At 49.0% G+C, this 11,942-nt stretch carries 11 protein-coding genes; 6 read left to right on the forward strand and 5 right to left on the reverse strand.

What is annotated here, in order from left to right; translation table 11 throughout:
* Nucleotides 1-116 precede the first annotated feature (116 nt).
* The 4 genes from LCF41_RS21265 (at nt 117) to LCF41_RS21275 (ending at nt 2,834) form a co-directional block, all read left to right on the forward strand.
* Complete coding sequence (locus LCF41_RS21265; RefSeq protein ID WP_225086225.1) at nt 117-386, forward strand: hypothetical protein; 270 nt, start codon at nt 117-119, stop codon at nt 384-386.
* A gap of 152 nt (nt 387-538) precedes the next feature.
* Nucleotides 539-1,954, forward strand: coding sequence for a Fic family protein (locus tag LCF41_RS21270; protein WP_225086226.1), 1,416 nt, complete (start codon nt 539-541; stop codon nt 1,952-1,954).
* Complete coding sequence (locus LCF41_RS22380) at nt 1,955-2,131, forward strand: type II toxin-antitoxin system prevent-host-death family antitoxin (RefSeq protein ID WP_263058315.1); 177 nt, start codon at nt 1,955-1,957, stop codon at nt 2,129-2,131. It abuts the gene before it with no gap.
* Between the two features lie 145 nt (nt 2,132-2,276).
* Complete coding sequence (locus LCF41_RS21275) at nt 2,277-2,834, forward strand: hypothetical protein (RefSeq protein WP_225086227.1); 558 nt, start codon at nt 2,277-2,279, stop codon at nt 2,832-2,834.
* A 47-nt stretch (nt 2,835-2,881) separates the two neighbouring features.
* Here LCF41_RS21275 and LCF41_RS21280 read toward each other — a convergent pair whose 3' ends face one another.
* The gene (locus LCF41_RS21280) at nt 2,882-3,427 is read right to left on the reverse strand and encodes a hypothetical protein (RefSeq protein ID WP_225086228.1); all 546 of its coding nucleotides are present in this window, start codon (nt 3,425-3,427) and stop codon (nt 2,882-2,884) included.
* Between the two features lie 113 nt (nt 3,428-3,540).
* Between LCF41_RS21280 and LCF41_RS21285 the strand changes: the two genes are divergently transcribed.
* Entirely contained in the window at nt 3,541-3,927 is a 387-nt protein-coding gene (locus LCF41_RS21285) for a hypothetical protein (protein WP_225086229.1), read from the forward strand.
* A 796-nt stretch (nt 3,928-4,723) separates the two neighbouring features.
* On the forward strand, nt 4,724-6,397 hold the full coding sequence (locus LCF41_RS21290; protein WP_225086230.1) for a methyl-accepting chemotaxis protein: 1,674 nt from the start codon (nt 4,724-4,726) through the stop codon (nt 6,395-6,397).
* 111 nt (nt 6,398-6,508) lie between these two features.
* Here the strand turns inward: LCF41_RS21290 and LCF41_RS21295 are convergent, their stop codons facing one another.
* From LCF41_RS21295 to LCF41_RS21310, 4 genes are all read right to left on the reverse strand, one after another.
* Nucleotides 6,509-7,708, reverse strand: coding sequence for an AI-2E family transporter (locus tag LCF41_RS21295; protein WP_225086231.1), 1,200 nt, complete (start codon nt 7,706-7,708; stop codon nt 6,509-6,511).
* A 145-nt stretch (nt 7,709-7,853) separates the two neighbouring features.
* The gene (lldD, locus tag LCF41_RS21300) at nt 7,854-9,014 is read right to left on the reverse strand and encodes an FMN-dependent L-lactate dehydrogenase LldD (RefSeq protein WP_225086232.1); all 1,161 of its coding nucleotides are present in this window, start codon (nt 9,012-9,014) and stop codon (nt 7,854-7,856) included.
* A 212-nt stretch (nt 9,015-9,226) separates the two neighbouring features.
* Nucleotides 9,227-10,666, reverse strand: coding sequence for an aldehyde dehydrogenase (aldA, locus tag LCF41_RS21305; RefSeq protein ID WP_225086233.1), 1,440 nt, complete (start codon nt 10,664-10,666; stop codon nt 9,227-9,229).
* A 290-nt stretch (nt 10,667-10,956) separates the two neighbouring features.
* A complete protein-coding gene (locus tag LCF41_RS21310; protein ID WP_225086234.1) occupies nt 10,957-11,886 on the reverse strand; it encodes a lysozyme inhibitor LprI family protein in 930 nt (309 codons plus the stop codon).
* Nucleotides 11,887-11,942 lie beyond the last annotated feature (56 nt).

Genomic DNA, 11,942 nt, shown 5'->3' on the forward strand with positions numbered 1-11,942 from the left:
GGTTTCTTATTGCCTACCTACGCATCTACAATTTTAACCAACTACGAAACTCGTAGTATCTGAACCCGTAAAAAGCATCGACAATTGGCGACACTGACTTTCAAGGAGGATCGCCAATGACCACGACAAATGCAGCCATTACCGAGAGTTCCATTACCATTTTCCGAGACCTCATCGCTTCGCTACCCGTTGCTCACCTTAGTCATGCTCAGCGTGACGATTTCAGCGCAATCGCCGCTGAGTCGGTTGAAGGGTTGTGCCACGGTCTGCAATATGCCAGCGAATCACTGGCGACAGAAGCCACCACAGAACACCTTCAACAACTCAGAGCCTACCTCAGTACTTGTGCGCACCTGATCCCTGCGCTGATGGTAATCAGCGAATAGATGGCATCAGTTCGCACCGTAAACCCCACCTAAACTGTCTCTATCCGATCCTAATAAGGACAAACCTTCTATAATTTGTCCTTATTGGCTTGAACTTTGTCCTTATACCTACTACGTTTAGAGACACCGACTACTATTCTGTCCTTATAAAAATGAGCCAAGACAATCGTATACAGCAAGAAAAAACATCAATTTTGAAAGCAATGCTTCAGTTCGATGAAGCAAAAAGCTTGGGCGAAATTGAAAAATTATTATTATTTTCAATAAATAAGAAAACACTACAGCGCCGACTTAAAGAGCTGTACGACGACAGGCAAATCGTGACGGTAGGGGAAAAACGCAATACTAAATATTATGCAAATAAGGACAACTCATCTTCATTGCGTGTCCTTAAGTCATTCGATAAGGACACTATCGATAACAACACAAGGACAATACGTGCAGATGAAGACAATCACCCCATCTTTTCCAAAGAGGCTATCTCACAGCTCGCCTATTTAGATACGCCTTCGTATGCACGTAAAAAATCCAGCTATCAATTTGATATTTTGGATAATTATTTACCCAACGTAACTCAGTACCTGCCGAATCAGATACAAACGACGCTGGCGAAAATGGGGAAACGATTTGATGACACACTGGCAGCAGGGACTTATGCGAGGAATATTAGTCAACGTCTACTCATTGATTTGTCTTATAACTCTAGTCGACTAGAAGGTAATACCTACTCCAAGCTTGATACACAAAAACTCATAGAACAGGGGCTGACAGCCGATGGTAAAGTTCATAAAGAAACCATCATGATCATGAATCACAAAGAAGCGATTGAATTTTTAATTGAAAATGCCGAAGAGATAATAATTAATCCCTTCACAATCAGAAATATTCACGCCCTGCTTTCGCAAGATTTACTCGCCAATCCCAACGCATGCGGTAACATCAGGCAGATAGAAGTCTCTATTGGAAAATCGGCCTATTTGCCGCTAAACAACCCCCATCAACTCGAAGAATACTTCTCTCTATTGCTACGCAAAGCAGAACAAATCCACGACCCATTTGAACAGAGCTTTTTCTTATTCCTTCATTTATCGTATCTACAAGCCTTTGAAGACGTAAACAAGCGAACTGCTCGATTATCTTGCAATATCCCTTTTATTAAGCACAATTTTTGCCCGTTAAGTTTTATTGATGTACCGCAAGAGGATTACTTTAAAGCATTGCTGTACTTCTATGAAACCAATGAGCTCCTGCCCGCTTTGGAGCTGTTCAAATGGGCCTATACGAGATCTTGCGAACAATATGATGTAGTAAAAGAGTCGATTGGCGAAATTGATATTTATCGCATACAACATCGTGTGGCACGAAAAGTGGCGATGGGGAGTATTATCCGGGAAAATCTTAATGAACAGCTTGCAGAACAATATCTTGAGAAATATTGTGCAGAAAATGAAATTCCTTCTGCCGATAAATTTATTGCCATGACACTCAGTGATTTAGCTCAACTTCATGTTGGCTCAATCATTGGACTTGGCATTACAGAAAAAATGTTTATTGAGTGGAAAAAATAATTGAATAAACGGAAGAATCGCAGCGAATCGATAGGAGTTACTCGTCAGGACAGAAACGTAATAGTGGCGAGCGGCAAAGCGGTATCCAAAGATCACCAAAATGCCAAGCTAGACGCCGAATTTGCTCTCATCATGCAGCGCCACGGTCATACCATCGAAGCACTGCATGACCGATGATAAATGCAACAAAATAGGACTGTATTCCTACAATCCCATCAAAAATGGGAATATAGTCCCATCATCGCAGTACAAATCGATCCACCAAATCACCAGCACCATCTCAGGAACATCTTCACCCGCAACAAAACAGGGAAAAACCGTCATGCGTTATCTCGTCCTCCCCGTCATCCTTCTTGCGTTAACCGGTTGTCAGGGGCTCACTACCTTCGATAAATACGCCACGATGCGCCTTTACGAAGTGTATGAAGCTAAGAACCTTTCTGCCTGTGAGTACAAGCCGCAGTTTCGCGACTGTACTGTAGATAAGCGCTCTTTTAACGTCAGGATTACCGACGATAAAAGCAAAATCGCGTTAGTGGTAGGAAAGCGCTATGCCTATTTCGGCTTCACGCGTGATGATTTTTCGCGCCAAACGCAGCCGCTGCGTGATTTCCTGATTTGGGCAGAAGATCCGAACGCGCAAGATAAACAGATCAAGCAATTACGCAAAGCCGGAAACGTTGGCGGAAGTCTGTTTTACAACACGGAGGTGGAATATCAGTTTGATTACCTGCACACGCGTGCCGATGTTGCGCTGCTCGTTGTTAAACCTCATCAAACGGCTGATTCTTATGGCTTGACCGTCGAGGAAGTGGAAAACCTGCTGTCGGTGATGGACGCTTGGTATGCCAGTACGTTTACCGGGAAACAGCTCACCTAAGCACAGTGAAGGCGGGCAGACAGATCACATCTGGCCGAGTAGCAGCATTAAAACTTATGCACTCTGGAATCAAATCCACCACAGTTTTTCAGCATCAAATCTTTGACCAGTCGGCGGTCGTAGTAGCCTTTTTCCGTCTTGAATACTTCGTAGACTTCGATGCGGCGTGGTGAATAAACATCAACAAATTTACCAGTAACATAATAGTAATTCCCCACCACGGGCTTAAAGGTCACGGTACTAAATCCACCATTGGCAGCAATCATTCTGACTGCAATATTATGTTGTGCACTGACCCAGAATTCACGAATCATCGTTGGCGTTTCGGGAATAGCTGGAAAGCCGAACTCTTTATTATTGAGTTTAGTTTGGAACCCAAACGCATTATTGGTGTAGCCATTTTCTGGCGCATCAATATTAATACATCGGCCAGTCGTCGGGTACACGCGAATATAGTCGAGGTTACGATTATCGAACGTGATCCCTACGCGGTCAGCCCCCTGATAATCCTCCAGTTTATGACTATAGGTCGCTACCGAGCATCCGCTGAGTAATGCCGCACCTATCGCAATCAGAATAAATTTCCCAAACATCACCATTCCTTATTTTTATAAAATCAGAACTTCCTGATTATTTTATGCCGTTTTTTATTCGAAAATTTATGCGGTATTACCTCACCTTAAACACTATTAATAAACGAGGCAACATGGCAATTTCTCTCTATTACACCGCTAGACGCAAAAAATCCCTTAACCCACAAGAGATCTCTGCCGTGAAGGAGATCGTTCAGCGTCATTCCGTTAATGAACAAATTGAGAACTATCTGACAACCGGGGAAGGCTTGAACTGGGAATCCTTTGATTTCGCTCTCAACGTGAAAACCGGTAACGTGTTCAGAAAAGGAATCGTGCTCTCTGGTTCGACCAAACTTCCCGATAACGACGAGGAAGCCACCTGGGTTGGCGTTCAGCACTGGTGCCAATGTTTATCCGAAATACGCACCGCTCTGACGCACTGTGAATGGCACGTCGCGGTCAACGATCATGTGATTCCGTGGAGCCATGAGGTCAACGCCTATGACCCCACACGCTAGAGGGCGGCTTTCTGAAAGGCAAAGGCAGTAGAAAATCCTGCCCTTTCCCCTACATACTCTTGATTCCACCTAATCATAGACCATCGCTACTATTTACCTTATTCTCACACACGCCATGAACAACGTATTCACTCTTGCATCAAGCGGAACAAACATGAGTAAACCAACGATTGTTTTTATCGTGATTGCCATCATAGTCGGTTTAGGCAGCAATTTGGGCTGGTGGTAACGACGTCCCACACTTAAGGCTGCAAATACGTTGCCTTAAGTGCCTAAAAGAATGATTTTATAAAATGACAGCCACCTCTATAAAATAAAAAATATATTTTTATTCTTTAATATCATCATTTTAAAACCCAACGTTACTGCCAGAGATAAATAAAATCACCTTGCTTTCACCAGAGAAAACATCCCTTTTCCTCCGCGATTCCACCCGTAAAGTTTACGTTACTTTTTCCTATGACATGTTCAATTTCTATTTTTATCGTTTCGTTGATTTTAACGATCGATGAAACTATATTGATAGGTTTTTTCTTTTTGTTTTTTTGATTTTAAATGCTTTTAACGATCGATTTAATAAAGATTTTACCCCTTCGTCCGATACTCCATACCGTACAAGAATGTGGCTAAGCCAATCGGCTATTGTAAAAAATCAATGGCATACAACCCCTTATCCTATTGTTAAAAATGAATTTTAATTATTCCGCTTCACATAGGACTCCCAGGGCAATGACATCGCTTACCACCACTCATAACAATGATTAAATCCACATAATTATCAGGTAAAGGAAAAAAGATGAGCATCGTAAATTGGCGCATTGGTTATCGGCTAGGCATAGGTTTCTCTGGGTTGATTATTCTGTTGTTCCTTGTCGGCACCTTATCTGTCACCCGATTATCAGATTTCAATCAAAGTGCAAAATTAATCGTAACCGACACCTACTCAGATACCGTTGACGCAAATCGTCTACGTCAGGCCATTGATGAAACGGTACTGGGCTATGACCGTTTATTGCTGGCAGAAGACGAACAACAACTGCGGAATGCATTAAATTCGATTGAGAAAATTCGCCAACAGGGCAGAACGATATTGAAGGCAATCATTCAGGACTCAGCGGAAAGCGATGATCCTACACTGCAAAAAATCATGTCGGATATGGCGCCGACACGCAATGATTTCATCGCTTCGGGCGATGCACTGATCGCCGCCATCACCGCAGGAAACCGTGAAGCCGCAAAGGCCGAGTTTGCTAATCGCTTAGATCGTGCTCAAACTCTTTTTATTGAACAAATCCAACGCTACGTCGACTATAAAGACAATGCCATGATGAAAACACTGGATGTCATGGATGAAGATTTTCAGCATTCTCGTTTATTTTTGCTGACGTTGATCGGCATCGGTGCGATCTCTGGAGCCATAGCCGCGTGGGTGATCACCCGCAGCGTAACCCAACCCATTCAGCAAGCACTGACCATCGCGAATCGTGTGGCTGAAGGCGACCTGACTTCACAGATTGTGAGCAATCGCCAAGATGAAACAGGGCAATTGTTAGCCGCGCTGAGCCATATGAATACCAGCCTATGCCACATTGTGAGCCAAGTTCGCGATGGTTCCGAGGCGATTTCAACAGCGGCATCACAAATCGCAGCAGGCAATCAGGATCTCTCCGCTCGTACTGAAGAGCAGGCAAGTTCACTGGAACAGACCGCATCATCAATGGAAGAACTCACATCCACCATCAAAAATACGGCTGACAATACCCGCCAAGCGATGGCGGTTTCACGCCAGTCATCTGAAGCCGCCGAAACGTCCAGTGTCGTCATGACATCGGTGACCCAAAAAATGCGTGGTATTCGTGATTCATCTCAGCGTATGGCCGAAATCATCAGCGTCATTGATAGCATTGCGTTCCAGACGAATATTCTGGCGTTGAACGCGGCTGTTGAGGCCGCACGAGCGGGCGAACAGGGGAGAGGTTTTGCAGTGGTCGCCAGTGAAGTACGTTCGCTGGCACAACGCAGCGCCACAGCAGCAAAAGAAATCAAAGAATTAATTGATGATTCAGTAAACAAAGTGCAAGAGGGAATGATGTTAGTCGACTCAGCCGAAGCGACGATGAATACCCTGACGAGCCATGTTTCTGACGTCAATGCCATCATCGCTGAAATATCTCAGGCCAGTCAGGAACAGAGTGATGGTATCAGCCAGATAAATATCGCGGTTGGACAAATTGATACCACAACGCAACAGAATGCCGCACTGGTTGAGGAATCTGCAGCAGCAGCAGTATCGTTACAATCTCAGGCAAATGTGCTAACACAGACCGTCAGCGCATTCAAACTGGCACAATCAGGCACACCAGCACGCTTATCCATCGTGCCAGAACTGGCATTAGGCAGCGCGGGATCCCCCAAAAGTTCCACATTGAAAACACCGAAAAGTGACACGCAGGACTGGACATCCTTCTAGTTCACAGTGGAGCCACACCCGTGGCTCCAGCGCTGTGCCGTGTGAGTTTATAAGGCAGGTCCTTTCACCCACACTCCGTCATTTGACAGGCTATTTTATCTCGACATCCCCTTATTCGGCTTTCTTACTCGCCGTTTCGTTACCTTCTCGCGCCCGATGATCCGCCGTCTGACTCCCCTCCGCATCAGCCTCTTCGGGAGTGGTCGTACTCGCGTACAAGCGACCTTCCTCGATAAAATCTTCGTCGATGCCTTCAATATTTTCCTGATTATCCCGCCCAGAGAGGATGTTCCAGCAGGCGATGAACAGTGCGGCAATCAGCGGACCAATCACAAAACCGTTAATCCCGTAGATTTCCATGCCGCCCAGCGTGGCGATCAGAATCAGATAGTCCGGCATTTTAGTGTCTTTCCCCACCAGCAGCGGACGCAAAATGTTATCCACCAGCCCAATCACCAGCACGAAGAACGCGACGATGAAGATGGCCTGCCAGAGCATATCTGTTGCAAAGAGATAGATCGCGGCGGGAACCCAGATAATCGCCGAGCCTACGGCAGGGATCAGCGATAGGAACGCCATTAGCGAGCCCCACAGCAGGCTCCCTTCTATTCCTGCGATGGAGAACGCAATGCCGCCCAACGTCCCCTGCACAATCGCCACCACAGCGGTGCCTTTTACGGTCGCCCGGGATACCGCGGCAAATTTCACCAGCAGGTGGTGCTTAACATGGGTGGAAAGCGGTAGTGATTCCAGAATCAGGTTTACCAGATAGGAACCGTCTTTCAGGAGGAAGAACAGCAGGTAGAGCATCACCCCGAAACCAACGAAGAAGGTGAACGTACCTTTACCGATCAGCAATACGCTTCCCGCCAGATATTGCCCGCCTTTCAACGCAACCTGCGACAGCTCTTGCTGTATTTTGGCGGCGTTATCCAGATTGTGTTCCGCCAGGAAATGCCGCGCCCACTTCGGCAAATGCTGAAGCAGCTCCGCCAGCACCACCGGGAATTGCGTATTGCTGTCCTGCAATCGGGTGTAAACCCCGTTAATCTCAACCACCAACGAGGAAACAATCACGCCCAATGGAATGAAGACGATCAGGAAGATGATCAGGACCGTCAGTAGCGAGGCAACACCGTTGCGATCGTTTAATTTTTGCCGAATTTTGCTTTTCAGCGGATGGAAGATGACGGCCAACACCGCCGCCCACAAGATGGCGGAATAATACGGCGCCAATATGTCAAAAAACGCCAGCGTAACGACAAATAAGATCAGGATGAAGAATCCCTTCGTAAGCCCTTTAATATTCACAACGATTTCCCCTTCGTTCAATCTGCTCTCGAAATATAGAACGAAGTGGAGCGTTTGCAATATAGGAAAAAGCCGTCGTCCGGTGAAATACTATCAGAAAGCGCGGCGAGGAGACGGTAAATGCCTCTCGCCGCGTCATCCGTGCTTACAGGCCATCCAGCCGCCGCTGGGTCGCCTGCACCAGCGAGTCGGTGGTGATATCGGCAATTGCTTTAGCTCCCGTGAGCGTCATCGCCACGCGCATCTCTTTTTCAATCAGGTTCAGCAGATTAACCACACCCGCTTCGCCTGCTGCTGCCAGCGCGTAGACAAACGCGCGCCCGAGCATCACGCCATCCGCGCCCAGCGCAATCATACGCACCACGTCCAGCCCGGTACGAATACCGGAATCCGCCAGAATGGTGATATCGCCTTTCACTGCATCGGCGATAGCGGGCAATGCATGTGCCGTCGAGAGCACGCCGTCCAACTGACGACCGCCGTGATTGGAGACCACAATGCCATCTGCGCCGAACCTGACGGCTTCTTTGGCATCTTCCGGGTCGAGGATGCCCTTGATGATCATTGGCCCTTTCCACATCTCGCGGATCCACGCCAAATCCTGCCACGAAATAGAGGCATCGAAATTCTCCGCCAGCCAGCCGATATAGTTTTCCAGCGTCGTCGGCGTACCGCGATAGGCGGAAACGTTGCCCAGATCATGAGGTTTACCGTTCAGGCCAACGTCCCATGCCCACTGTGGATGTACCATCGCCTGCAAAACACGGCGTATCGCCGCATTCGGGCCGCTCATGCCAGAGTGCGCATCGCGATAGCGCGCACCCGGCGTCGGCATATCCACGGTAAACACCAGCGTCTTGACCCCTGCCGCCTGTGCGCGTTCCAGCACGTTGCGCATAAAGCCGCGGTCTTTTAGCACATAGAGCTGGAACCATAGCGGCCGATTAATGGCAGGAGCCACTTCCTCAATCGGGCAGACAGAGACGGTAGACAGCGTAAAGGGAATCCCCTTCTGCGCCGCTGCGCGGGCAACCTGAACCTCGCCGCGTCGGGCGTACATTCCGGTCAGGCCAACGGGAGCCAGCACCACCGGCATCGCCAGTTTTTCGCCGAACAGTTGGGTTTCCAGGCTGAGGTCGGAAACATTTTTCAGGATGCGCTGACGCAACGCGATATCCGCCAGATCGGCAGTATTACGCCTGAGCGTGTGCTCGCCATACGCGCCGCCATCGGCGTAGTGGAACAGAAAAGGCGGCAACTTACGCTGCGCCGCCGCCCGGTAGTCCGTTGAAGCAGAGATGATCATCGTCCTTTCCCATCCTTCTTCTTGTTTGTGCCACGGTTACGGTAAGTGGAATGACCGTTACTGGAGCTGCTTTTAGTGAAATTCATGCTGTTCACTTAAGTCCGTTTTTAGGGGAAACACAGGGTGAGGGTCCCGCAGGGACACCTCACCCCTGTGGTCGCCCCGTGTATCTCGATGCTTAAACGATCGGCATGACTTGAATAAAATTGCCTTTAGTGAAATTGAAGGTACGCGACATGCGTTTGCAGGTATTCCTGCAAGCCGTGCTTGCCGTCCGCCCCGCCCACACCGGATTTACGCCAGCCCGCATGGAAGCCCTGCATCGCCTCGAAGTTCTCACGGTTGATATAGGTTTCACCAAACTTCAGCCCTTTCAGCGCCTTCATCGCGGTGTTGATGTTTTGAGTATAGATCGATGACGTCAGGCCGTATTCGCTGTCGTTCGCCATCGTAATCGCCTCTTCCAGCGTGTCGAAGGTCGCGACCGGCAGCACCGGACCAAACACCTCTTCGTGCATGATCGGCATCTCCTGTTTCACGTCCACCAGCAGCGTGGGCGGGTAGAAATAGCCCGTACCGCTTTCGCGCTTGCCACCGAGCAGCACTTTCGCGCCCTGCGATACCGCTTTTGCGACTTTGTCTTCCACACGCTGTAACGCCGCCGCGCTGATCAGCGGCCCCATATCCAGCGCTTTTTTCTCCGCCGTGTTGCCGAAGGTCACCTGTTCCATCGCAGCTTTAATACGGGAGATAAATTCTTTGTAAATGCCTTTCTGCACGTAAACGCGCTCGGCACAGTTACACACCTGTCCGCTGTTGATGACGCGGGAACTGACAATCGCTTTCACGGCCAGATCGAGATCCGCATCGTCCATTACGATGGCTGGCGCTTTACCGCCCAGTTCCAGCGACACTTTGGTGACGTTCTGCGCCGCCGCCGTCATGGTCGCAACCCCCGCCGCCACGCTGCCAGTCAGGCTAACCATGCCGACTTTCGGGTTAGCAGCCAGCTCTTGCCCGACCGTTGGTCCGTAGCCGGTAACGAAATTGATGACGCCTTTCGGCAGGCCAATCTTGTGAATGATTTCGGCGAAAATCACCGCATTATTCGGTGTGATCTCGCTCGGTTTGATGACGATGGTATTACCGGTAATCAGCGCCGGTGCCGCTTTACGCGCAATCAGGAAGAAGGGGAAGTTCCACGGCAGAATACCGGTCGTGACGCCAATTGCTTTGCGGAAAACGAAGATGTTTTCATTCGGGCGGTCGCTCTGAATAATTTCCCCTTCATAACGGCGCGCCCACTCCGCCATGTAGTCGAGGTAGTCAGCGGTGAACAGCACTTCCGTCTGCGCCAGACCGTGCGTCTTACCGCCTTCCGCGATAATAGTATCGGTCAGTTCGGCTTCACGCTCGCGGATACCATCGGCAATCTTGTGCAGCCAGACACCGCGCTCAACCGCAGGCAGCGCTTCCCAGCCCGGCTGTGCGGCTTCTGCCGCGTCTATCGCTCGCTTTGCGTCGTCAGCGGACCCTTCCGGGATCTGTGAAATAACCTGTTCTGTGGCTGGATTCACCACATCAATCCATTTCCCGCTTCTGTTTTCAACAAACTCACCGTTGATGTACATACGTTTCTGGGTGGTGCTCATGTCAGGCATCTCCAAAGTAGGGTTAGAGAATACAACGCATAAACGAGTTGTTAATAAAACACGTCTTTTTTGTGAAGTTTTGCCATGCTGCGCGTTCTGCGCGGCATTTACCTTTTCATGGCTGCCATCTCAGTCTAGCAAGTGGCAAAAAAGTCATGCTGAGCACGCCTGACGTAACACTTTTGCAAAGTCTCGGGGAACACGGGGAATAACGACAACGGAGGGGGAATAAACGAAGCAGTGACAGACACCGCATTCAACCACGGCGCCTGTCTATGAAGCAGAAAATATTACTGTTCGTCGGTTTTTACGATCTCTTCCTTCACCTTCCACTTGCCGCCCACCAGCTCGCGCGTGGTAGCGACCATCGCCTGTTTTTCTTCGGAATAGGCTTCCGTGGTTTCGGCAATCAGGACAGGCTGATTATTGGCGATCTGATAGGCAGACCATTGATGCCAGCAGCAGCCGCTTTTGGTAAACGTCGTAATGATCTTACTTTTCTCATCGATATCGAACAAGCCGAGGTTGGTGCTGGCTAACTCGGTCAGCGACGCATTCAGGGTGAACTGCTGCTTTTCCACATCAAACAGGAACACATCGTAAGACGGCCCACCATAAGCCCCACTATTGCCATTACGCACGATGATATCCGCGTGGTGATCGAAGTTAGCGTCATCAATCACCAGCCCGCTGTTGTTCTCGCCGTAGACCTCAACCAGATTCGCCGTCACCTCACCCTTTTTGTTCAACTCGATAAACATATTTTCCATCGTGATACGCTGGAACAGCTCACCACGCCCTTTCTTAAAGATATCCAGCGTGCCGGGGCCTTCACAGGTTGAGTAAGAAGAGTCGAGATCGCACGTCGCCACGCTGAGCACAAAGTCCCACTGCTCTGATGCCTGCGTAATCAGGGAGATATTTTCACTCCCGGAAAGCGTCTGAATACGGGAAATCATCTCATTTCCCAGGCAAACGTCATCCTTACAGCGGTCACGTTCGGCCAACCAGGCGCGCTGCTCCTGACGCGCCTGCGCGTTGTCTGCTTGTTTCACGTAACCCTGATAGGCCTTGTTCAAGACGGTATCAAGCTGCTGTAGGCGGCTGCTGGCGCAAATCATTTTCTCGCTGTCTGTACTGGCCTTGCTGCAATCCATCGCCCAGACGGACGAGGTAAAAAAGACCAGCAGGGATGAAACGGCCAGAGATAAATAACGCATGAGGTATCGCTCCTTGAATACAAATAAAGCCGAAGTTATTGATAAAGACGGATAAC

Source organism: Pectobacterium colocasium, assembly GCF_020181655.1.
In the GTDB taxonomy this organism is placed as follows: Bacteria; Pseudomonadota; Gammaproteobacteria; order Enterobacterales; family Enterobacteriaceae; genus Pectobacterium; species Pectobacterium colocasium.

Coding starts and splice junctions, on each gene's coding strand:
- LCF41_RS21280 (WP_225086228.1), bottom strand. CDS start 3,427: ATGTTTGGGAAATTTATTCTGATTGCGATAGGTGCGGCATTACTCAGC.
- LCF41_RS21265 (WP_225086225.1), top strand. CDS start 117: ATGACCACGACAAATGCAGCCATTACCGAGAGTTCCATTACCATTTTC.
- LCF41_RS21270 (WP_225086226.1), top strand. CDS start 539: ATGAGCCAAGACAATCGTATACAGCAAGAAAAAACATCAATTTTGAAA.
- LCF41_RS21275 (WP_225086227.1), top strand. CDS start 2,277: ATGCGTTATCTCGTCCTCCCCGTCATCCTTCTTGCGTTAACCGGTTGT.
- LCF41_RS21310 (WP_225086234.1), bottom strand. CDS start 11,886: ATGCGTTATTTATCTCTGGCCGTTTCATCCCTGCTGGTCTTTTTTACC.
- LCF41_RS21290 (WP_225086230.1), top strand. CDS start 4,724: ATGAGCATCGTAAATTGGCGCATTGGTTATCGGCTAGGCATAGGTTTC.
- LCF41_RS21285 (WP_225086229.1), top strand. CDS start 3,541: ATGGCAATTTCTCTCTATTACACCGCTAGACGCAAAAAATCCCTTAAC.
- lldD (WP_225086232.1), bottom strand. CDS start 9,014: ATGATCATCTCTGCTTCAACGGACTACCGGGCGGCGGCGCAGCGTAAG.
- aldA (WP_225086233.1), bottom strand. CDS start 10,666: ATGAGCACCACCCAGAAACGTATGTACATCAACGGTGAGTTTGTTGAA.